Origin of the sequence: Pseudoxanthomonas sp. OG2, from assembly GCF_014192765.1 — a bacterium.
In the GTDB taxonomy this organism is placed as follows: domain Bacteria; phylum Pseudomonadota; class Gammaproteobacteria; order Xanthomonadales; family Xanthomonadaceae; genus Pseudoxanthomonas_A; species Pseudoxanthomonas_A beigongshangi.
The window spans coordinates 1,110,847-1,130,710 of record NZ_JACHYM010000002.1; the positions used below are offsets into that span (position 1 = coordinate 1,110,847).

At 67.3% G+C, this 19,864-nt stretch carries 21 protein-coding genes; 8 read left to right on the forward strand and 13 right to left on the reverse strand.

The genetic code is table 11. The features are described 5' to 3' along the window. Nucleotides 1-47 precede the first annotated feature (47 nt). Together FHW78_RS18200 and FHW78_RS18205 are read left to right on the forward strand one after the other, a co-directional pair. The gene (locus FHW78_RS18200) at nucleotides 48-530 is read left to right on the forward strand and encodes a hotdog fold domain-containing protein (protein ID WP_183643985.1); all 483 of its coding nucleotides are present in this window, start codon (nucleotides 48-50) and stop codon (nucleotides 528-530) included. A 4-nt stretch (nucleotides 531-534) separates the two neighbouring features. Beyond that, the gene (locus tag FHW78_RS18205) at nucleotides 535-927 is read left to right on the forward strand and encodes a hypothetical protein (RefSeq protein ID WP_183643987.1); all 393 of its coding nucleotides are present in this window, start codon (nucleotides 535-537) and stop codon (nucleotides 925-927) included. Nucleotides 928-1,011: 84 nt separating this feature from the next. On the opposite strand, the gene FHW78_RS18210 is transcribed toward FHW78_RS18205, so the two are convergent. Both FHW78_RS18210 and FHW78_RS18215 read right to left on the reverse strand, forming a co-directional pair. Further along, on the reverse strand, nucleotides 1,012-1,359 hold the full coding sequence (locus tag FHW78_RS18210) for a DUF1304 domain-containing protein (RefSeq protein ID WP_183643989.1): 348 nt from the start codon (nucleotides 1,357-1,359) through the stop codon (nucleotides 1,012-1,014). Between the two features lie 179 nt (nucleotides 1,360-1,538). After that, nucleotides 1,539-2,906 (reverse strand): MFS transporter, encoded by a 1,368-nt coding sequence (locus FHW78_RS18215; protein ID WP_183643992.1) that lies wholly within the window; start codon nucleotides 2,904-2,906, stop codon nucleotides 1,539-1,541. Nucleotides 2,907-3,120: 214 nt separating this feature from the next. Here FHW78_RS18215 and FHW78_RS18220 point away from each other — a divergent pair, with 214 nt between their 5' ends. Both FHW78_RS18220 and FHW78_RS18225 read left to right on the forward strand, forming a co-directional pair. Then, nucleotides 3,121-4,722, forward strand: coding sequence for a choline dehydrogenase (locus FHW78_RS18220; protein ID WP_183643996.1), 1,602 nt, complete (start codon nucleotides 3,121-3,123; stop codon nucleotides 4,720-4,722). A gap of 178 nt (nucleotides 4,723-4,900) precedes the next feature. Further along, nucleotides 4,901-6,277, forward strand: coding sequence for a serine hydrolase domain-containing protein (locus FHW78_RS18225; protein ID WP_183644000.1), 1,377 nt, complete (start codon nucleotides 4,901-4,903; stop codon nucleotides 6,275-6,277). Nucleotides 6,278-6,350: 73 nt separating this feature from the next. Here the strand turns inward: FHW78_RS18225 and FHW78_RS18230 are convergent, their stop codons facing one another. Continuing rightward, complete coding sequence (locus tag FHW78_RS18230) at nucleotides 6,351-6,890, reverse strand: SRPBCC family protein (protein ID WP_183644003.1); 540 nt, start codon at nucleotides 6,888-6,890, stop codon at nucleotides 6,351-6,353. A gap of 109 nt (nucleotides 6,891-6,999) precedes the next feature. Beyond that, nucleotides 7,000-7,449, reverse strand: a complete 450-nt coding sequence (locus FHW78_RS20080) for a hypothetical protein (RefSeq protein WP_183644006.1) — start codon at nucleotides 7,447-7,449, stop codon at nucleotides 7,000-7,002. Between the two features lie 222 nt (nucleotides 7,450-7,671). On the opposite strand from FHW78_RS20080, the gene FHW78_RS18240 reads away from it, so the two are divergent. Further along, nucleotides 7,672-8,022 (forward strand): hypothetical protein, encoded by a 351-nt coding sequence (locus FHW78_RS18240; protein ID WP_183644009.1) that lies wholly within the window; start codon nucleotides 7,672-7,674, stop codon nucleotides 8,020-8,022. A 54-nt stretch (nucleotides 8,023-8,076) separates the two neighbouring features. Here FHW78_RS18240 and FHW78_RS18245 read toward each other — a convergent pair whose 3' ends face one another. From FHW78_RS18245 to FHW78_RS18265, 5 genes are all read right to left on the reverse strand, one after another. Continuing rightward, nucleotides 8,077-8,328 (reverse strand): hypothetical protein, encoded by a 252-nt coding sequence (locus FHW78_RS18245; RefSeq protein ID WP_183644012.1) that lies wholly within the window; start codon nucleotides 8,326-8,328, stop codon nucleotides 8,077-8,079. A 148-nt stretch (nucleotides 8,329-8,476) separates the two neighbouring features. Then, a complete protein-coding gene (gene gcvH / locus FHW78_RS18250; RefSeq protein WP_141453884.1) occupies nucleotides 8,477-8,872 on the reverse strand; it encodes a glycine cleavage system protein GcvH in 396 nt (131 codons plus the stop codon). Nucleotides 8,873-8,977: 105 nt separating this feature from the next. Then, nucleotides 8,978-10,087: a glycine cleavage system aminomethyltransferase GcvT gene (gene gcvT, locus FHW78_RS18255; protein WP_183644016.1), complete on the reverse strand. Its 1,110-nt coding sequence runs from the start codon at nucleotides 10,085-10,087 to the stop codon at nucleotides 8,978-8,980. Between the two features lie 188 nt (nucleotides 10,088-10,275). Continuing rightward, on the reverse strand, nucleotides 10,276-10,707 hold the full coding sequence (locus FHW78_RS18260; protein ID WP_183644019.1) for an NfeD family protein: 432 nt from the start codon (nucleotides 10,705-10,707) through the stop codon (nucleotides 10,276-10,278). A 1-nt stretch (nucleotide 10,708) separates the two neighbouring features. After that, nucleotides 10,709-11,674: an SPFH domain-containing protein gene (locus tag FHW78_RS18265; protein WP_183644837.1), complete on the reverse strand. Its 966-nt coding sequence runs from the start codon at nucleotides 11,672-11,674 to the stop codon at nucleotides 10,709-10,711. Between the two features lie 125 nt (nucleotides 11,675-11,799). Here FHW78_RS18265 and FHW78_RS18270 point away from each other — a divergent pair, with 125 nt between their 5' ends. From FHW78_RS18270 to FHW78_RS18280, 3 genes are read left to right on the forward strand one after another with little or no spacing between them, the layout of a single operon-like run. After that, nucleotides 11,800-12,366: a sigma-70 family RNA polymerase sigma factor gene (locus FHW78_RS18270; protein ID WP_183644022.1), complete on the forward strand. Its 567-nt coding sequence runs from the start codon at nucleotides 11,800-11,802 to the stop codon at nucleotides 12,364-12,366. Further along, entirely contained in the window at nucleotides 12,359-13,216 is an 858-nt protein-coding gene (locus FHW78_RS18275) for a hypothetical protein (protein ID WP_183644025.1), read from the forward strand. Before FHW78_RS18270 ends, FHW78_RS18275 begins: the two co-directional genes overlap by 8 nt. Nucleotides 13,217-13,244: 28 nt before the next feature. Next, complete coding sequence (locus FHW78_RS18280; protein ID WP_183644028.1) at nucleotides 13,245-14,606, forward strand: PDZ domain-containing protein; 1,362 nt, start codon at nucleotides 13,245-13,247, stop codon at nucleotides 14,604-14,606. 78 nt (nucleotides 14,607-14,684) lie between these two features. Here FHW78_RS18280 and FHW78_RS18285 read toward each other — a convergent pair whose 3' ends face one another. The 4 genes from FHW78_RS18285 to FHW78_RS18300 are packed head-to-tail and all read right to left on the reverse strand — an operon-like array spanning nucleotide 14,685 to nucleotide 19,687. Beyond that, nucleotides 14,685-15,899: an MFS transporter gene (locus FHW78_RS18285; protein WP_183644031.1), complete on the reverse strand. Its 1,215-nt coding sequence runs from the start codon at nucleotides 15,897-15,899 to the stop codon at nucleotides 14,685-14,687. 7 nt (nucleotides 15,900-15,906) lie between these two features. Further along, complete coding sequence (locus FHW78_RS18290; protein WP_183644840.1) at nucleotides 15,907-16,827, reverse strand: DUF6607 family protein; 921 nt, start codon at nucleotides 16,825-16,827, stop codon at nucleotides 15,907-15,909. A 26-nt stretch (nucleotides 16,828-16,853) separates the two neighbouring features. Next, the gene (locus tag FHW78_RS18295; RefSeq protein WP_183644034.1) at nucleotides 16,854-17,468 is read right to left on the reverse strand and encodes a Hemin transport protein; all 615 of its coding nucleotides are present in this window, start codon (nucleotides 17,466-17,468) and stop codon (nucleotides 16,854-16,856) included. A gap of 35 nt (nucleotides 17,469-17,503) precedes the next feature. Further along, entirely contained in the window at nucleotides 17,504-19,687 is a 2,184-nt protein-coding gene (locus FHW78_RS18300) for a TonB-dependent hemoglobin/transferrin/lactoferrin family receptor (protein WP_255443379.1), read from the reverse strand. Nucleotides 19,688-19,864: the final 177 nt, after the last annotated feature.

The following is a 19,864-nucleotide window of genomic DNA, read 5'->3' on the forward strand; positions in this document are numbered from 1 at the left end:
CACCCGCGACGGCGAGCTTCGGCTCGCCGTCCTTGCATGGAGACCCCATGAGCGCATCCGTCCTGTCGATGTACCGCAGACTCTCGGCGCGGCCATTCGGCCATTGGCTGTTCTCGCGCCTGGTCTGTTTCAAGGCGCCCTACTTCGCCAGCATCCGCCCGCGCATCACCCGGCTGGAACCGAACCGCGGCGAGGCGACCATTTCCCACCGGCGCGGTGTCACCAACCATCTGGGCACCGTGCACGCCATCGCCCTGTGCAACCTGGCCGAATTCGTCGGCGGCCTGACCACCGATGTGAGCATCCCGGCCTCGATGCGCTGGATTCCGCGCGGCATGACCGTGGAATACCTGAAGAAGGCGGTCGGCACGATGCACGCGGTCGCCACTCCCGCCTTCCCGCCGCACGCCGCGGAAGAGGGCTACGAGTTGCCGATGGATGTGGTGGTGAGCAATCCGCAGGGCGAGGCGGTATTCCGCGCACGCATCGCGATGTGGGTGTCGCCGCGGCCGGCAAGCCCCGGCGTCTGACCTGATGGAAGCCGCGGGCGACTGGCTGGTCCGGCTGGCAGGCGTCCACAGCCTGGGCTTCGCCCTGTTCCACTTGGGTTTCTGGAAGCTGTTCCGCTGGAAGGACGAACTGGCCCGGGTCGGATTCGCCACCCGCGCGATCACCCAGATCCTCAACCTTCGCCTGATCTACCTGTTCCTCGGCATCGGCGCGGCCTGTTTCGCCTTCACCGGCGAACTGCAGGACAGCGGACTGGGACGCGCGGTACTGGCCTTCATGGCGTTGTTCTGGATCGGGCGGACGATCGAACAGTTCGTGTTCCTGCGGCGCCATCATTGGCTGCTGCATCTGCTGACCGCACTGTTCGTGCTGGGAGCGCTGTTGTTCGCGCTGCCGCTGGGCCTGTCTTTTCTGTAGGAGCGACGTCAGTCGCGACCGGAAATCGTCATCCCGGACGGCACTCGGTCGCGACTGACGTCGCTCCTGCAAGGAAAAGCCGGTTCAGCCGAAGAAGATGGCGGCAAGCGCGGCGACGGCGGGGATGCCCTGCACGAAGAATATCCGCCGGCTCACGCTGTAGGCGCCGTACAGTGCGGCCACGACCACGCAGATGAGGAAGAACACCACCACGTTCCATTGCTGGCTGAGCAGTCCCCACAGCAGGCCGGCGGCGAGGAAGCCGTTGTAGAGACCCTGGTTGGCCGCCAGCACCCGCGTGATCGCCGCTTTCTCCGGTGTATTGCGGAAAGTCTTCAGGCCTATCGGGCGCGTCCACAGGAACATCTCCAGCACCATGAAGTACAGGTGCAGCAGGGCGACCAGGAAGCTCAGCGATACGGCAATCAGCATGTCTCTCGTCCAGCGCGGCGGCCTCGACAGGATAGCCAAATGAGCCCGTGCGCGTCGCGCGCATGTTCAGGCGGTTCCTGTTGAAGCCGGGACATCGGCGCGAACGCGAGGGCGACGTCGTGCCCGGTCTCCAGGCGTTGGCTGGACGGTCTTGCGGTCCGTCCACCGTTGTCCCCACCTCAGGCCGCCTTGCCCTCGGCGGCGACCGACGCCGGTTCCGGCAACCGGCGCTGCGCCTGGATCACGCGCCATGCGCCCAGGGTCATGCCGGCGGCCACGCCGATACCGACCAGGAACACCACGCTGGATCCCAGCGCGGACAGCGCCTTGTGCAACCAGACGAAGCTGAGATCGCCGCCGCGGTAGACCACGGTATCGATGACCGCCTTGGCCTTGTAGCGCGATTCGCGATCGACCCGGGTGTAGAGGGTTTCGCGGGCCGGCTTGGCCAGCGAGAACTCACCCGCGCGGGTCGCCACCTGGACCACCCAGATCAGCGCCGGCAGCGGCGCGGCCGCCAGCAGCGCGTAGCCCAGCAGGATGGCGGTGGCCGGTATCAGCAGCAGCGGCGCGATGCCGAACCGGCGCAGCAGCCAACGGGTCAGGAATACCTGCACGAGGATGGTCAGCAGGTTCACGCCCAGATCCAGGTTGGCGTAATACGCGGTCCGCGACGCGTCCTGCACCAGTTGCCGCGCGATCGCCGCCTGCTCGTTGTACAGCAGGGTGCCGACGCCGACCCCGAAGAACATCAGCATCGCCAGCGAGCGCAGCAGCGGATCCCGCCAGACCAGCCGCAGGCCGGCCAGCACCGAACCGCCCATCGCATCCTCGCCGCTGGCCTCGCGGTTGCGCTGCTCGCGGCGCACCGCCCACGGCCGCAGGCGCAGGATGCACAGCAGGCATACCGCCAGGAACAGCGCCGAGACCAGCAGCAGGTTGCCCACGCCGATGCGTTCGACCAGCAGGCTGGTGATCGTCGGGCCCACCAGCGCGCCGGTGGTGCCGCCGGCGCCGATATAGCCGTAGACCTTCTTGGCGTCCTCGTTGTCGAACACGTCGGCCATGTAGCTCCAGAACACCGAGACCGCGAACAGGTTGAACACGGCCACCCAGATGAAGAACGCCGCGCCGCGTCCCGGCAGTTCCCGGTTGAAGGCCCAGTAGAAGAACCCCAGGCAGGCGATGAAAGCCAGGTACACCACCGGCAGGAACACCCGCCGCGGGTATCGCGACACCAGCGCGCCATAGATGGGCTGCAGCAGCACCATGCAGACGAAGGTGCCGGTGAACAGCACCTGCAGGGTGAAGTCCTTGAGGTCGATGCCGTGCTGCCCCGCCCAGCCGATCAACCGGGCGGGAAACACCGCCGCGACATCGCCCGACGCGCCCATCGCGTCGCGTACCGGGCGCAGGACGTAGTAGCCGCTGAGCAGGCAGAAGAAATAAAGCAGCGACCACCACAGGGCCGGGGAATCCACACCCAACTGCGAAATCACCTGGCGAAAGCCGGTGGGACGGGAGGCTTCGTGAGCGGGAGAATTCATGCGGATTGCCGTCGCCTGGCCGCCGGGATGGGAAGGACGGGCACTGCGGCCGGCGTCACGCGCGCAAGGTATCCGATGCACTGCAACATCGCCAGCGTTTTCAGACGCCGCTGTGTTCCATCGCTGCGGAAGGCGCGCATCTGGTCGAGGCCCGCCGAGCATTTGCTCTATCCCCGCCCGATAGCTTCGATCCATCCCGGTTGCAGGCTTCCACGTGTACGACTACATCATCATCGGTGCCGGTTCGGCCGGCTGCGTGCTTGCCAACCGCCTCTCCGAAGATCCCGCCTGCCGCGTGCTGCTGCTGGAAGCCGGCCCCCGCGACTGGCATCCCTTCATCCACATGCCGGCCGGACTGGCCAGGCTGGTCGGCCAGAAGGGCGTGAACTGGAACTACGACACCGTGCCGGAAGCGCAACTCGACGGCCGGCGCCTGTGGTGGCCGCGCGGCAAGGTACTGGGCGGCTCCAGTTCAATCAACGCCATGTGCTACGTCCGCGGCGTGCCGGAGGACTACGACCGCTGGGATGCGGCAGGCGCGGAGGGCTGGGACTGGCAGGGCGTGCTTCCCTACTTCAAGCGCTCCGAGCGCAACAGCCGCGGCGCCGACGCGCTGCATGGCGCAGACGGCCCGCTGCACGTGTCCGACCTGCGCTACACCAACCCGTTGTCCTCCGCCTTCATCGAGGCCGGACAACAGGCCGGCTACTCCCGCAACGACGATTTCAACGGGCCGGCGCAATCGGGTTTCGGTTTCTACCAGGTCACCCAGAAGGATGGCGCGCGCTGCTCCTCGGCCGTGGCCTACCTGCATCCGGTGCGGCACCGCTCGAATCTGGAAGTCTGCACCGGCACCCTCGCCCGCCGCATCCTGATCGAGGACGGCCGCGCGGTCGGCGTGGCCTATGCCCACCGCGGCCGCGAGATCCGGGTGCGCGCCGAGCGGGAAGTGCTGCTGGCCGGAGGCGCGATCAATTCGCCGCAGTTGCTGATGCTGTCCGGGATCGGACCGGCCGATCATTTGCGCCAGCACAGCATCACGGTACGGATGGACGCGCCGCAGGTCGGCCTGAACCTGCAGGATCACCTGGATATCTGCACGCTGCGGCATTCGACCCGGCCGGTCACCTACGACCGTACCAGCGAGTTGAAGACGGCCTTCGACTATTTCCTGCGCGGGCATCGCGGCCCCGGCACCAGCAACATCGCCGAAGCCGGCGCATTCGTGCGCTCGTCGCTGGCGCCCGACCCGCATGCCGATATCCAGTTGCACTTCGTGCCGGCCATGCTCGACGACCACGGGCGGCATCGCCTGGCTGGTGACGGCTATACGCTGCATGCCTGCTTCCTCCGTCCACGCAGTCGCGGCCGCATCCGCCTGGAGGACGCGGACGCGCGCACCCCGGCCCGCATCGAAGCCAACTACCTGAGCGATCCCGAGGGCTTCGATCTGAAGATGATGATCGAATGCGCGCGGCTGTCGCGCGAGCTGTTCGCCCAGCGTGCGTTCGACGACTATCGCGGCACGCCGATCTTCCCGGTCCGGGACGATCTGGACGACGCCGGGCTGGCGGCATTCGTGCGCGCCAAGGCCGAGACGGTCTATCACCCGATCGGCACCTGCCGGATGGGCAACGACGGCAACGCGGTGGTGGATCCGCAGCTTCGCGTGAACGGCATCGGCGGACTGCGGGTAATCGATGCCTCGGTGATGCCCACCCTCATCGGCGGCAACACCAACGCGCCGACGATGATGATTGCCGAACGTGCTGCCGACCTCATCCGTGGCCATGATCCCCTTCGCGTTGCGCACTGAATTACCTGCTGAAAATGCCTGCTCAGGGAGCTGAACAGGGCGCGCCGAAAATGCGACGGACGACACCCGGATCTTCAACTAGATGAACGACATGCGTGCGGAAGTTGCCGCCATTTGTGCAATCTGAAACAGCAACGTTATTATCGCGTCCAGCAACCGTTGCGCAGGCGATCAGTACATGAAGAAGAAGGTAACTCGGCGGCCGTTGCGCCCGTTCCGTATTGGGCTGCTCGGACTGCTGATACCTCTGACGCTGGCTTCCACGGCCCAGACGCCGCCCGTCGGCGCCGCCCGCACCGTCTCGCCGGCCCCGACCGCCACGACTTCCGTTCCCGCCGCTCAAGCCGCCACGGTTGCCGCCGCGACCGCACCCGCGCTCGCGCCTGGCTTCGACGTCGCCCGTTTCGAAGCCATGGCGCAACAGCTGACCCTGGGCGAACGCGTTCCCGGCCTGGCGCTGGCGATCGTCCACAACGGCCGCGTGTTGACGGCGAAGGGCTATGGCGTCACCGACGTCAGCGCGCCGCAGACGATCGACGGACACACCGTGTTCCGGCTGGCGTCACTCTCCAAGGCGTTCGCCGGTACCCTCGCCGGTTTGCTGGTCAACGACGGATCGCTGCGCTGGGACAGCCGGGTGGCCGACTACGTGCCCAACTTCCGCCTCAGTGATCCGATGGCGACCCGCCAGGTGACCGTGGCGGATCTGCTGAGCCACCGGGTCGGCCTGCAGGCGCACAACGCCTTCGATCGCGACATCGAGGGCAATGCCGACTATTACGCGGTGACCCAGAAGTTGGCCTACGCGCCGATGAGCTGCGTGCCCGGCCAGTGCTACGCCTACCAGAACGTCGCCTTCAGCGTGTTCGGCGACGTGGTGTTCGCCGCCACCGGCGGTTTCTACGAACAGGCGGTCGACAAGCGCATCTTCAAGCCGCTGGGCATGAACGACGCCAGCCTGGGACTGGAGGGCATCGAGAACAGCGCGCGCTGGGCGCGTCCGCACGTGCGCAGCCGTAATGGCTGGGTCGCCCTGACGCCCAAGCCGACCTACTACCGCCTGGCCCCGGCCGCCGGCGTCAACGCCAGCATCAGCGACATGGCGCAGTGGCTGGTCGCGCAGACCGGGCATCGCCAGGACGTGCTGCCGGCGCCGCTGCTGGCCACGCTGCATGCCTCGCTGGTGTCCACGCCGGGCGAGATGCGGGCCGGCTGGCGCCGCGATCGCATCTATTCCGCCGGCTATGCGCTGGGCTGGCGCGTCTTCGACTACGCCAGCCACCCGGTGGTCTTCCACGCCGGCGCCGTGCAGGGCTATCGCGGCATGGTCGCGCTGGTGCCCGAGCGCGACCTGGGCATCGCCATCCTCTGGAACAGCGACAGCTCGGTACCGTCCGGCCTGCTGCCGACGATCCTGGACCGCGCGATGGGCCTGCCGCCGCAGCAGTGGCTGGACACGCCGATGGATACCAGCGATCTGCTGATGGCCGATTCGCCGCAGCCGGACAACAAGAGCGGCGCCGCCGCCAGCCAGGCAACCGCCTCACCGCGTTGACGTCCACTACCCGCGATGTTCCGCACGCGCCCCGCTATCCGCGGGGCGCGCCGGTTTTGGACCGCGGATTCGATCAGCGCGCGGGCGCCTGCTCCAGCACGGTCTTGAGCTGGCCCAGGCCACGCTCGTAGTCGGCGCCGATCATGCGATCGAACAGCAGGCCGAACCAGCGCGATATCGGGTTGTAGCCGTGTTCGGTATCGAAGGCCCAGGTCAGCCGGGTCGCGTTGCCGCCCTCGGCCACCAGCGTGTAGGTGGCGACGGAGGGATGGCCGCCGAAATCCAGGGCGACGATCACCTGCTCCGGCGCGCGGCTGCCGGTGATCCGCTGGCTGCCGGTTCCGACCGCCTGGTTGCCGGACCAGCGCATGCTGGCGCCCACGCCTTCGGCGGGGCCTTCGTAGGTGTACTTGGCCTGCGGATCGGCGGCGAACCAGGGCGACCACTCGTTGAAGCGGCGGAACGAATTGAGGGTGGCGAACACTTCCGCCGGCGGCCGCTGGATGGTGATGGAACGTTCGACGTGGGTGCGCGCCGGCAGCAACAGGCTTCCGGCCACCAGCACCACGCCCAGCACGACCAGGATGCCCAGGGCCCATTTCAGCAACTTCATGTCATTCCTCCGCTTCGACGGCCGCCAGCTTAATCCCGCGCAAAAAAAAACTCTCCCCCTGCTGGGCACAGGGAGAGAGTCTGATGGATACGGCTAATCGGGGTTTGGCTTAGATCAGCGGAGCCGGGGTGGCCGGCAGCGCGACCGGAGCCGCTTTCTTCTTGGACTTGCGGGCAGGCTTCTTGGCGGCCTTCTTCGCAGCCTTCTTGGCCGGCTTCTTGGCAGCCTTCTTGGCGGCCTTCTTCACGGTCTTCTTGGCAGCCTTCTTGGTGGCCTTCTTCGCAGCCTTCTTCGCGGGCTTGCGGGCGACCTTCTTGGCAGCCTTCTTGGCAGCCTTCTTGGTGGCCTTCTTCGCAGTCTTCTTCGCAGCCTTCTTGGCCGGCTTCTTGGCAACCTTCTTGGCAGCCTTCTTCACGGTCTTCTTGGCGGCCTTCTTGGTGACCTTCTTGGCAGCCTTCTTGGCGGCCTTCTTCACGGTCTTCTTGGCGGCTGCCTTCTTGGTCGCCTTCTTGGCGGCCTTCTTGGCAGGTTTCTTCTTAGCAGCTTTCTTCGTTGCCATGTGATGGCTCCTCGTCAGTGAACTTGGATTGGGTACATCGGGGTACGACACCTCTGCCCGAAGGCAGGCCCAGTTGCGGAATTGGCCGCGGGAGTCGGACCCGCAGGCAACCGTCGACGCGCCAGGCGCGTTGAACCGGATTCTTTTGTCGGGACCCTTCTGACGTGGTCCCCTACAAATACGAAAACACCCGGGTCGCCGGGCGACACGGGTGCGGAATGGATGGTGCTGGTCATTTTTTCGGGGGAAGCGAGCCCTGCGTCCGCCGCTGCCTGGGCTGGGACGATTGGCCTTGTTGTCACTCGCGCTGTCGTATTGATCCGACTCACTCGCTTCCGCAGCACTCTCTGCTGCGCGAAACCTAATCACGGTTTTTGGACGTGTCAACACCTCGGCGAAATTTTTTTGGGGCCGCCGCCGCCGCCTGCCCGCCGGGATGGCGGCGAACGAGGATGGGAAATCGCGGTAACGGATCCCGCCAGCAACGTCGGCGCTGAAGCGGCAAGAAAAAAAAAGCGCAAAAACGAGCGCTTTTTTGACATGCATTCGCCTGATGCGGAATCCGGATCGTGATTCGCGCTCCCCGCGACAGCATCGCGGAGCTGCCGTCGGAGGGCTAAACGGCACCTAAAAATTTTTCCGCTGGGCGGTCCGGTTTGGGGCGGCGCACAAGCCCGATTGCGCGGATCTGCGCAAAAAAAATCCGCTTTCGCGACCGTCTTCGCGGTCGTCCGACGACGCTTCGACGACGTCGGATGGATGGCCGACGATGCATGCCGGCATCCGTCTGGCGGCATCGCCGGTCGTGTCCGGCACCGTCGTCGGCACCGTTCGCGTCGACGATCGGATCGCCCGCGGCGAGGCATGGAAGAAAACCATCGACGGAATTCCGTCACCCGGCTCCGGACGCCGCGCTCCCGATTCACCTGCATCGCGCCTCCCGTCCGTCACGACGTTGCCGGAAGGGGAGGCAAAAAAAAACCGGCCGCGCGAGGCGGCCGGTCCAGGCTGGGTGAAGATGCCGGACTCAGTGGTCCTCGTCTTCCAGCAGCTCGGCGTAGTCGTCGGGGGACAGCAGCTCGTTGAGCTGCTCCGGCTCCTCGGCTTCCACCACGAAGATCCAGCCTTCGCCATAGGCATCCTCGTTGATGGTTTCGGGCTTGTCGGCCAGCGCCGCGTTGACCTCGATCACCTTGCCGGTTACCGGGCTGTACACGTCGGACGCCGCCTTCACCGACTCGACAACGGCGCTGGCGTTGCCTGCCTCGACGCGGTCGCCGACGTTCGGCAGCTCGACATAGACGAGGTCGCCGAGCAGGCCCTGCGCGTGATCGGAAATGCCGACGGTGACGCGGCGATCGCCTTCAGCGCGGGCCCACTCGTGGGACTTCAGGAATTTGAGATCGCCGGGAATCTCGCTCATGTTGGCTACTCCGGATTTGTAACGGGTGGGCGGGAAAGAGGACGCTAGTTTAGCTGCTTATGCCGGGCATGAAAGTGGCCCGGCCGAAGCCGGGCCACCCTCGTGTCATTCGCCCAGCACGCCGGGCTGGGCCTGGCCGTCGCGGACGAACGGGAACTTCACCACCCGCACCGGCACTTCCTTGCCGCGGATGTCCACGCGGACCACACCGGGCTCGCCGGCCGGCACGCGCGCGAAGGCGATGGCCTTGCCCAGGGTGGGCGAGAACGTGCCCGACAGGATCTCGCCATCGCCGTTGGCGGTCAGGACCTTCTGGCCGTGCCGCAGCACGCCCTTCTCGTCCATCACCAGGCCGATCATCTGGCGCGGCGCGCCATCCGCCTTCTGCTGCTCCAGCACCGGGCGGCCGATGAAGTCGCGGCCCGCGTCCAGGGCGACGGTCCAGGCCAGCGCGGCCTCGTAGGGAGAGACCGATTCATCCATGTCCTGGCCATACAGGTTCATGCCCGCTTCCAGGCGCAGGGTGTCGCGGGCGCCGAGGCCGGCAGGCTTCACCCCCGCTTCCAGCAGCGCGTTCCAGAACCCGACCGCGTCCTGTTCCGGCAGGACGATCTCGTAACCGTCCTCACCGGTGTAGCCGGTGCGGGCGACGAACAGCGGCACGCCGGCCATGCTCTGCGCCTGCACCGCGGCGAACCGCGACAGCTTGTCGGCGGCGGCGCGATCGGATTCGCGCAGCAGGCCGATGACCTTCGCGCGGGCGGTCGGGCCCTGCACGGCGATCATCGCGAACTCGGGACGCTCCCTCACTTCGACGTCGAACGCGGCGGCCTGGGACTGGATCCACGCCAGGTCCTTGTCGCGGGTGGCGGCGTTGACGACCAGGCGAAAGAACGCGTCGTCCATGAAATAGATGATGAGATCATCGATCACCCCGCCGTTGGCATCCAGCATGCAGGTATAGAGCGCCTTGCCCGGCACCTTCAGCTTGTCGACCGAGTTGGCGACCAGATGGCGGAGGAATTCACGGGTGCGCTGACCATGCAGGTCCACCACGGTCATGTGGCTGACGTCGAACATGCCGGCGTCGCGACGCACCTGGTGGTGCTCCTCGATCTGGGAGCCGTAGTGGATCGGCATGTCCCAGCCGCCGAAATCGACCATCTTGGCGCCGAGCGCGCGATGGGTGTCGTTGAGGATGGTCTTCTTGGTCATGGCCGCTCCCGGGCAAAGAACGCCATTATCCCAGATGGGGAGCGCCCATGCCCCCGACGCCGCCGCATGGTGCGGCGAAGGCCTGAAACGGTGCGAGGGAAGACATCCGGGGAATGGGTTTCCGGACGGGCGGATAGCCGAGATTCGGCGCGCCGGCCGGGCACACGGCCCGGCCGGTGGCGCACGGGTCAGTGCGCCTGCACCTTCAGGACCATGCCGTCCACGGCGATCACGCGGACGCGCGCGCCGACCGGCAAGTCCGGACCGCTGACCGACCAGAAGGCATCGTCCACCTTGACCCGTCCCAGGCCGCCGGCGATGGCCTGGTCCAGTTCCAGCACACGCCCGATCAGCTGTTCGGCACGCCGGTTCAGCAGCGGCTGATCGCTGCGGCGGCCACGCCCGCGGAACCATTTCAGGTAGATCCCGACCGAGATGACCGCGAACACCGAGAACAGGATCGCCTGCCACAGCCAGCCCAGTTCCGGCAGCAGCAGGACCACCACCGCCATCGCCGTGGCGGCGAAACCGAACCAGAGCATGAAAGCTCCCGGCGCCATCGTCTCGGCCGCGAACAGCAGCAGCGCGGCGCCGGCCCAGATCGCGAACTTGAGGCTCATCTCAGCCTCCGATACGCGGCGGCCGTGAGGCGATCGACGCCTGCTGCTGGCTCAACGCGTCCTTGGCCAGTTCGGCGATGCCGGCGATGGAACCGATCACGCCGCTGGCCTCCATCGGCATCAACACGAATTTCTGGTTGGGCGCCGTCGCCAGTTCCTTGAAGGCCTCCACGTACTTTTGCGCGATGAAGTAGTTGATGGCCTGCACGTCGCCCTTGGCGATCGCCTCGGACACCAGCGAGGTCGCCTTGGCTTCCGCCTCGGCCAGGCGCTCGCGTGCCTCCGCTTCGCGGTAGGCGGCCTCGCGCTTGCCCTCGGCCTCCAGGATCGCCGACTGCTTCTCGCCCTCGGCGCGCAGGATCTCCGACTGGCGCGAACCTTCCGCTTCCAGGATCGAAGCGCGCTTGTCGCGTTCGGCCTTCATCTGCCGCGCCATCGAATCGACCAGATCGCGCGGCGGCTGGATGTCCTTGATCTCGATGCGGTTGACCTTCACGCCCCAGGGGCTGGTGGCGTGATCGACCACGCCCAGCAGCTTGGCGTTGATGGTTTCGCGCTGGCTGAGCGACTCGTCCAGGTCCATGGAACCGATGACGGTACGGATGTTGGTCTGCACCAGCGCGATCATCGCCTGGTCCAGATTGGCCACTTCATAGGCCGCCTTGGCCGCATCCAGCACCTGGAAGAACACCACCCCGTCCACCTTCACCACGGCATTGTCCTTGGTGATCACGTCCTGGGAAGGCACCTCGAAGACCTGCTCCATCATGTTGACCTTGCGTCCCACGCCCTGCATGTAGGGAATCAGGAAGTGCAGCCCGGGGGACATCGTATGGGTGTACTTGCCGAAGTGCTCGACGGTGAACTCGTACCCCTGCGGCACCACCCGCACGCCCTTGAGGAAGGTGACGACGATGAAGATGGCGATTGCGATGACCACGAACGTGGTCAGACCCGAAGAAAACATCATTACCCCCTTCTGTCCTTAGTTATAGGGGAGTATAGACGGCCCCGGGGTACCGCCGGTCCGGGATCTGGCAAATGTGATTCCGGCTGCGACCCTTTTGCCACCCCCGGCATCTGGATGAATGCATGCCACCCGTATCCAGTTTTGCCATCGACGTGCCCGACACCCTCCTGGCCCGCGCCCGCGCGGGGCGGCAGGACGCCTTCGAGCAGTTGTACCGCTGGTTCGAGCGGCCCGTATTCACCTTGGCGCTGCGCATCTGTGGCGATCGAGAGGAAGCCTCCGACGTGTTGCAGGACACCATGCTGAAACTCTTCCACCACCTTGACGACTTCCGCGGCGGCAGCCCGTTCTGGGGTTGGCTGCGCCAGATCGCGGTCAACGAGGCGCTGATGAAACTGCGCCGCAACCGCCGCTTCGACATGGAGATCGCCATGGACGAGGAGGACTTGCCGGAAGACGGCGGCCGCCTGCCGCCCGCCGCCGCCGATGCCGCCTTGCTGCAGCGGGCGCTCGGCGCGCTGCCGGCCGCGACCCGCAGCGTGCTGTGGCTGTACCACGCCGAAGGCTATACGCACGAGGAAATCGCCCGGCTGATGCAACGCACCCCCAGCTTTTCCAAATCGCAGCTCTCGCGCGGCACCCGCCGCCTGCGGGCGCTGCTGCAGATCGAGGAACCCGCCCATGCCTGACGCACGCCAACCGGGGAGCCCGGCTCCCGAGGACTGGGGCCAGGCCTTCGCCGCCTTGCCGCTGGAAACCCCGCCCGCCGGCGGCTGGAGCCGGGTCGCCACGGCCCTGCCGGCACGCCGTTCGCGTGCGCGTGTCTGGATTCCGGCCGCGGCCGCCGCCTGCCTGGCGCTCGCGGTGGCGGTGCCGTGGCGCGACACCTCGCCCGACCCGTCGTCGGCGACGACGGTTGCGCGCACGCCCGCTGGCACGTCACCGGCGGGAGCTCCCGCGACGCCGGTCGTGTCTCCCGCGCCATCGCCCGTTCCGACGACGGCCATCGCTTCGAACGGAGAGGATGCACCGCCCCCCGCGCCGCTCGCGGACACTGTCCCGCGCGACACGACGCTGGCGACGACAGATTCGCAGCACGGTTCGGTACCGCCCAAAGCGACCGAGCGCCGACGCGCTTCCAGCGCGCGCGCACGCGACGGGCAAACCGCCGACAGCGCGCTGGCCAACGCAGGCAATCGGGCGCCCGCGCCCAAGGCCGGGGACACGGCGACGAGTGGTTCACCCGCCGCACTGGAAACGCTGTACGCCGAATCCGCGCGCCTGGAAGCACTGCTCTCGCAGATCCGCGACGACCGCGTCGCCAGCGGCCCCGCCATGGCATTGAGCGCGGCCCTGAACGAGCGCATGGCCGGTATCGACGTCGCCCTGTCGCAGCCCGAACTGTCCGCCGATACCCGCGTCGACCTGTGGCGCGAGCGGGTCGCCGTCCTGCAACGGCTGACGGGCGTGGAAGGCACCCAGCGCTGGATGGCGGCCAATGGGTACCGTGCCGATGGCACGGTCGCCCAGGTCTATTGAGGAACACGAGGAACAACCCGAGGTGATCATGAAATCCAAGATCCGAAACATGAGCGCCGCCGCGCTCGCCATCGCCATCGGCATGGCCTTCGCCACCCAGGCCCAGGACAGCGCCCGGACCGCGCGGGCGCAGGCGGGCGACGTGCAATCCGCCGCCGCGCGCGAAGCGCAGCGCAAGGAACTGGAATCGGCGCGCGAGGATCTACAACGTGCGGCGCGGCGTCTGGCCGAACTCTCGCGCAGCGAAGAGATGGCGGCGATGCGCCAGCGCATCGAGCGCCGGCCGATGCTGGGCGTGCTGCTGGCGCCGGACGCCAGGACCGGCGTCCGCGTCACCGGCGTCACCCCGGACAGCGGCGCGGCGCGGGTCGGCCTGCGCTCCGGCGATCAGCTGCTGAAGATCAACGGCAAGGCGATCGCGGGTGGCACGCCGGAACAGCGCCTGGAAAACGCACGCGCTGCGCTGTCGAGCCTGAAGGTGGACGTGCCGGTGAAGATCTCGTTCCAGCGCGACGGCGGTGCCCATGACGTGCAGGTCACACCCCAGGCCGGCCGGCCGGTGCTGGTCTTCACCGACGACGGTTCCACCGGCGAACGCGGGACACGCATCGTCCTGTCACCGGAAGACGAGGGCTTCGCGACCATCGACAACTTCGACTTCGGCACCTTCGACTTCAACCCGGCCGAGCTGGCGATCACGCCGGATATCCAGCGTGAACTGATGCGGGTGCGGGAACTCACCGACTGCACCGACGGCAAGGACTGCCTGATGCCGCGGCTGGCCGAAGCCTATCGCTGGAACGGACTGAACCTGTCGTCGGTGGATCCGCAACTGGGTCGCTACTTCGGCACCGATAGCGGTGTGCTGGTGTTGTCGACCGGACCGGAACTGGAAGGCCTGCAGGCGGGCGACGTGATCCGCCGCATCGAAGGCCGGGACGTGGCGACGCCGCGCGAGGTGATGGAAGCCCTGCGCGGAAAACCGGCCGACAGCGCCGTCAAGGTGGAATACCTGCGCGATCGCCGGACCGCGACCAGTTCGATCCGGATTCCGCGCGCCACGCCGCTGCGGATTCCCGTTCCCCCCACGCCGCCCGCTCCGCCGGCGGCGCCGCCGACGCCCCCTTCACCCGTGCCTCCCGCTGCACCAACACCCCCCGCCGCGGCTGCGGTGCCCACCCCGCCGGCACCGCCCGCGCCTGCGGCCGTGATCACGAACCGCCGTCAGCAGGTGGTCATGGTCGATCGCGACGGCCGGATCCACGAATACAGCGGCGACGCCAGAGCGCCCTTTCCGCAGCCTCCCACGCCACCAACGGCGCCGCGGGCGCCTGCGATGCCCAAGGCACCGCCTGCGCCGCCGCCCCCGTCACCGGGCGTGCCGGTCTGAGTATTCCGACAAGAACATTCGTGTGAATCCCCTGCCCCGGAGCTCTCCGGGGCATTTTTTTTCAGCGCCGCAGCAGGCTCACGCCGCTTCGTCGGCAGGCCGGGCAACGGCGGGCTCGCGGGCCGTGCCGACCCAAAAGGCGATCGACGCCAACATCAAAGCGCCGACCACGAACGGCACCGCCGGTGCGATGCCGTACAGCAGCGTCCCCGCCAGCGGTCCCAGCACCATCCCGATGCCCTGCGCGGCGGATACGGTGCCGGCGACGGTTCCCTGTTCGTGCGCGGCCACCGCGTTGGCGGCCATCGCCGAGAATGCCGGGAACACCAGCCCCATTCCCAGCGCCATCACGAAGTAGCTGGCGATCAGTTGCCAGGGCGCCGCGGTGAAGCCCGCGACCAGGAATCCCAGCATCGCCACGACCGCGCCACGCCGGATCAACACATGCGGCGGCCATTGCAGGCGGCGCACGCCGACCTGCGCGGCAATCAGCGCCACTCCGACCGCCGTCAGCGCATAGCCGGCCACGCGTCCGGCGTGCTCGCGCGACAACCCCCAGCGATCCATCGCATAGAACCCCACGCAGATCTGGGCGATGGCGACGCTGCCCATCGCCACCAGCGCGACGACCACCGGCATCCGCAGGCGCGGGTCCCCCATCCGCACCGGCGTCGCGTCACGCGGCGCCAGCGGCGCGTCGCCTCCGGGCAGTCCGTATATCGCGACGATCAGGGCGACCACCGCGAGCCCCGCCATCGCATACAGCGGCAACACCAGTCCCCCGCCCACCAGCCAGCCGGCCAGCGATGGGCCGAGCACCAGTCCGATGGCACTGGAGGCGCCCAGCGTCGCCATCGCGGCCGCACGCCGCTCGACCGGCGTGCGGTCGGCGATCATCGCGTTGGCCGCCGCGGGTATCGCCGCGTAGAACGCGCCGATCGCGCCGCGCCCCGCCAGCAGCAGCAGGAAACCCGCCAGTGTTCCCGGCAGCGTCAGCAGGGCCCAATGGATCCCGGCCGCCAGCGCCAGATAGGCCGCCGCGAAACCGGCGATGCCGGTGGCAATCACCCGCTTGCGTCCCCAGCGATCGCTCAGCCTTCCCCATGGCCGCGCCAGCAGGAACCACAGCACGCCAGCCACGGTCACCGACGCCCCGGCCTGCCATTCGTTCAGCGCCAATGTCCGCGCCAGCGGTGCCAGCAGGGCGATGAACGCGTTCATCGCCATCATGCACGCCGCGTTGGCCAGAATCAGCGGCAGCAGTTTCAGCGGCGGCGCCGACGGCGCGGACATCGAAGACTTACCTGGCGACGGTGCGGCCAGCCGGCGCCGGTTCCACCCACGCCGCGAACACCTTGTCGATTTCCGCATCGCTTACCGCCTTGCCTTCCTGTGCTTCGCCGGCCTGGGTGAACAGCGGGATGATCATCGCCATGCCGTCGATCTTGGTCTTGAGGTGGACACCGGTATCACGCTCGAGGAAGCGCTCCCAGCGCGTGCGCACGCGGGCCCAGTAGTCAGACGTGCCCTTCCAGTACTCGTACGCCGGCTTGAAGTCGATGTCCTTGGTCTTGATGTAATCGTTGAAGCCGAACTCGCGCGCCAGTTGCACTTCGCTGCCATCGGGCTTGCGCAGCACCTTGGTGTTGAACTGCTCATGGGTCCAGCCACCCGGGGTCAGGGTATGGCGATTGATCACCGACATCGCGTTGTAGTCGCTGCGACGGGTGTATTCGCGACGCGGCAACGGACGCCAGGACAGGTCGCTGGTCCAGGTCGGATGGCCTTCGCGGTAGTCCCAGCGACCGGTGCCGCAATAGCGCGGCGCATCACTGACCTCGTAGACGCACTGGGTCCAGGCGCCACGGGTCACCTCGGCAGGAATGGCCTGGCGGGTCCAGGTCTGATCCGCACTGAATTCGAAGCGCTGCGGGGCCTCATAGATCCAGTCCTGCCGCCAGTGCTTGGTGACGTGGCCGCTCTTGGCATCCACCAGGATGTGCTGCAGGACGATCCGGCGCGGGGTGTCCTCGACCACGATGACGGTCTCGTCGCCACCGCTGCGCATGGCCGCCTGGCGCTCGTAGCCGGGCTGCAGCAACACGGTTTCGTCGAAGGCAAAATCGACCGTGTACTCGCCCTGCATGGCCAGGATCGACTGGCGGTCACGGGCGGGATCGGCATTCTGCGCGGCGGCATCGCCGGCACCGGCCAGCAGCATCGTCAGGAGGATAAGAGGCAGGAATTTCATGCGTGGGTTCTCTCGTTTGGCTTCCAGGAAATCACGGCATCCGGGTAGCTACCGTGTGGCATGTCGCGGATTCGCGACGGTGCGGACGAGAGACAGCAGCACTCGTCCGACAGGGTTTCATCATCGATGCCCTCGTTGCGGGCAATCGCGCGCGCGGTGGCGGCGCCGAGCGGGGACAGCCGCGCCAGGCTGGCGGCCAGCACCGGACGTCCGCCTTCGCCCGGCAGTTCATGCAGGCGCAGGATCGCCGCTCGCCATTGCTCGCCGCGCAGGCGGCCTGCCAGGCGGCGCCACAAGCGCTCGCCGACACCGGCCGCGGATTCCGCGCCGGCCTCTTCCGGCCAACGCGACAACAGGCGATCCCAGGCCAGGAAGTCGCTGTCGGGCAGCAGGAACAGGCGCCAGCAGCAACGGCCGCCGGCGTCGAGGAACTGCAGCGATTCGCGCAGGCAATCGCTGTCCAGGCCGGCGCGGACCCGAACACTGGCGGCCTGCTGCCAGCCGGCCAGTTCGCCGCCATGTTCGGAGCGGTACAGACACAGCACCGTGCCCAGCGTGGCGAGCTGATGCGGTTGCGGCAGGCGCGCGGCCTCCCGCCAATCGCCCGGCATCCGGACTTCCGGCGGAAGCGCGCGCGCCACCATGGCTACCAGCTCACCGCGACGCTGGCCGACAGCGTGCGGCCGGGCGCGGTGTACCGATCCAGGGTATTGCTGGTAGCGGCCACCAGGGCGAGATCCCCGGCATCGAAGTAACGCCGGTCGGCCAGGTTGAACACGCCCAGGTTGAACTTCGCGCCGGGGGCGAATTCCCAATGCGCGTAAAGATCCAGGACGCCGTAACCACCCGGGCGATAGAGGTTGCTGGCGGACGCATGGGTCTTGCGTCCGACGAAACGGCCCGCCAGTTCCACGCCCCACTGCGACTGGTCATAGGCCAGGCCCAGCGCCGCGGTCAGCGGATCCACGCTGTCGAGCCAGGTGTCGTCGGTCTTGTCCTTGCCACGCGACCACGCCGCCGAACCACGCATCGACCAGCCGTCCCAGCTCGGCGACAGCGCGCCGAAGTCGATGCCCGCTTTCACCTCGGCGCCGTAGATCTCGGCCTCGGCGATGTTCTGCGACTGGAACACCATCAGCCCTTCGGCATTGAAGCCGATGTTGCGGCTGGACTCGATGAAGTCGTCGTACTGGTTGTAGTAACCGGACAGGCTGGCGTAGACGGCATCACCGGAGAAGCGCAGGCCCAGTTCCAGACCGTCACTGGTTTCCGGCTTGAGATTGGGGTTGGCGATGGCGGTATAGCCGAACTGGACGTTGGTGAAGCCGATGTTGACGTCGTTGTACGGCGGCGAACGGAAGCCGCGCGCATAGCCGCCGAACAGTGACCATTCATCGTTGAAGTGCCAGACCAGGCCGAACTTGGGCGAAATACTGGTCTCGTTGAGGCTGACCGCGCGAACGCCGGGATTGTCCTCGGCGAAGATGTTGTCCATCTTCGGCTTGAGCCGGTAGTGGTCCACGCGCAGGCCGGGAATCAGCCGCAGGCGGCCATCGACCATCGCGATTTCGTCCTGCACGTACAAGGCGCCGACCGTGGTTTCGCTGTTGGGAAAGTCGCGCACGGGGAAGCTGTCGGGCGCCATCACCGGCGTGGTCACGCCGGTGAGCGGGAAGGTGCGCACGCCGTCGCGCTTCTGGCGGGTGCGGGTCCAGGCCAGGTCCACGCCGTAGCTCAGATCGTGCTGCGCGGCACCGGTTTCGAAATGCTTGCGGAAATTCGCCTGCAGACCGTAGGTGCGCTGATCGAAATTGAACACGCGATCGCGGATGTCCTGCAGGATCGGCGGTGACAGCGTGCGCTCCTCGTGGGTGTACTGCGTGGTTTCACTGTCCTGACGGTAGATCTGCCAGTCCAGGCTGTCGGCAAAGCCGGCATCGAGTCCATCCCATTCATGCGCCAGCGACAGGCGCGCGCGGGTCTGGCGATCGCGGGCCGTGACCGCCGTGTTGGTGGCACGGGTCGCCGACTGGAAGCCCAGCGCATTGAGCAGGTTGGTATCGGCATTGTCCTCGGTGCCTTCCACCGTCAGGCGGAAGCGCTGCTGCTCGTTCGGTGCGAACACCAGCCGGGTCAGCAGGCTGCGGCCATCGCGTTCTTGCGGATTGGGTTGCGTGCGACCGCTGCCTTCGCCCCCGACGCGTCCCATGTTCTCGGTTTCCTTGCCCTGGCGATGGCCGACCACGGCCAGGCCGCTCCAGCGCTCGCCGCCGAAGGCGGCGGTGGCGCTGCCGAACAGTCCCTTCCAATCGCCCTCGTAGCCGAGCTTCAAGCCGAAGTAGGCGTCCTTGCCGTCCCCCAGATAGTCGGAGGGGTCCTTGGTGATGAACGACACCACGCCACCAAGCGCGTCGGATCCGTACAGGGAACTCGAAGGCCCGCGCACGATCTCGACCTGCTTGATCGTGTCCAGGTCGACCAGGTTGCGGCCGGCGTTGGAGAAGCTGCCGATCGAGAACGCATCGGCGACGGCGATGCCGTCGGTCTGGATGCGCACGCGGTTGCCGTCCAGGCCGCGGATGCGGAATCCGCCCATGCCGAACCGGCCGAAACTCGAGGTAACGCTGACACCCGGCTCGTAACGCACCAGATCCTTGATGTCGCGTACCAGGTGATCGTCCATCTGTTCGCGGTCGATCACGCTGACGGTGTTGGGCACGTCGGCGATCTCGCGTTCGCTGCGGGTCGCGGTGACCTGGACGCGTTCGAACTCGCGGGTGGGCGCTGTGCCGGCGGATGCGGCGTCGGCAGGCGTCTCAGCCTGGGCCATGCTTGCGCAGGCCAGCCACAATGCGGAGGTAAGCAGGGTTGGGCGAATCATCGGGGTACGGCAGTCCTTGATCGGTTTCCCGGCGCGCAACGCGTGCGCACCGTGGGTGGCGGGAAACCTGGAAGGCTGGCGGGCCGGTCGAACCGATGGCTGGCGCCCAGGCGGAGAGAGAAGGTC

What these genes read in the sequence shown, in the direction of transcription:
- FHW78_RS18230 (WP_183644003.1), bottom strand. Translation starts at nt 6,890, where the DNA reads ATGAAGTTGCTGAAATGGGCCCTGGGCATCCTGGTCGTGCTGGGCGTG.
- FHW78_RS18210 (WP_183643989.1), bottom strand. Translation starts at nt 1,359, where the DNA reads ATGCTGATTGCCGTATCGCTGAGCTTCCTGGTCGCCCTGCTGCACCTG.
- FHW78_RS20080 (WP_183644006.1), bottom strand. Translation starts at nt 7,449, where the DNA reads ATGGCAACGAAGAAAGCTGCTAAGAAGAAACCTGCCAAGAAGGCCGCC.
- FHW78_RS18200 (WP_183643985.1), top strand. Translation starts at nt 48, where the DNA reads ATGAGCGCATCCGTCCTGTCGATGTACCGCAGACTCTCGGCGCGGCCA.
- FHW78_RS18290 (WP_183644840.1), bottom strand. Translation starts at nt 16,827, where the DNA reads ATGCTGCTGGCCGGTGCCGGCGATGCCGCCGCGCAGAATGCCGATCCC.
- FHW78_RS18205 (WP_183643987.1), top strand. Translation starts at nt 535, where the DNA reads ATGGAAGCCGCGGGCGACTGGCTGGTCCGGCTGGCAGGCGTCCACAGC.
- FHW78_RS18225 (WP_183644000.1), top strand. Translation starts at nt 4,901, where the DNA reads ATGAAGAAGAAGGTAACTCGGCGGCCGTTGCGCCCGTTCCGTATTGGG.
- FHW78_RS18270 (WP_183644022.1), top strand. Translation starts at nt 11,800, where the DNA reads ATGCCACCCGTATCCAGTTTTGCCATCGACGTGCCCGACACCCTCCTG.
- FHW78_RS18300 (WP_255443379.1), bottom strand. Translation starts at nt 19,687, where the DNA reads ATGGCCCAGGCTGAGACGCCTGCCGACGCCGCATCCGCCGGCACAGCG.
- gcvT (WP_183644016.1), bottom strand. Translation starts at nt 10,087, where the DNA reads ATGACCAAGAAGACCATCCTCAACGACACCCATCGCGCGCTCGGCGCC.
- gcvH (WP_141453884.1), bottom strand. Translation starts at nt 8,872, where the DNA reads ATGAGCGAGATTCCCGGCGATCTCAAATTCCTGAAGTCCCACGAGTGG.
- FHW78_RS18245 (WP_183644012.1), bottom strand. Translation starts at nt 8,328, where the DNA reads ATGGTTTTCTTCCATGCCTCGCCGCGGGCGATCCGATCGTCGACGCGA.
- FHW78_RS18265 (WP_183644837.1), bottom strand. Translation starts at nt 11,674, where the DNA reads ATGTTTTCTTCGGGTCTGACCACGTTCGTGGTCATCGCAATCGCCATC.
- FHW78_RS18295 (WP_183644034.1), bottom strand. Translation starts at nt 17,468, where the DNA reads ATGCCGGGCGATTGGCGGGAGGCCGCGCGCCTGCCGCAACCGCATCAG.
- FHW78_RS18215 (WP_183643992.1), bottom strand. Translation starts at nt 2,906, where the DNA reads ATGAATTCTCCCGCTCACGAAGCCTCCCGTCCCACCGGCTTTCGCCAG.
- FHW78_RS18260 (WP_183644019.1), bottom strand. Translation starts at nt 10,707, where the DNA reads ATGAGCCTCAAGTTCGCGATCTGGGCCGGCGCCGCGCTGCTGCTGTTC.
- FHW78_RS18240 (WP_183644009.1), top strand. Translation starts at nt 7,672, where the DNA reads ATGGTGCTGGTCATTTTTTCGGGGGAAGCGAGCCCTGCGTCCGCCGCT.
- FHW78_RS18285 (WP_183644031.1), bottom strand. Translation starts at nt 15,899, where the DNA reads ATGTCCGCGCCGTCGGCGCCGCCGCTGAAACTGCTGCCGCTGATTCTG.
- FHW78_RS18280 (WP_183644028.1), top strand. Translation starts at nt 13,245, where the DNA reads ATGAAATCCAAGATCCGAAACATGAGCGCCGCCGCGCTCGCCATCGCC.
- FHW78_RS18275 (WP_183644025.1), top strand. Translation starts at nt 12,359, where the DNA reads ATGCCTGACGCACGCCAACCGGGGAGCCCGGCTCCCGAGGACTGGGGC.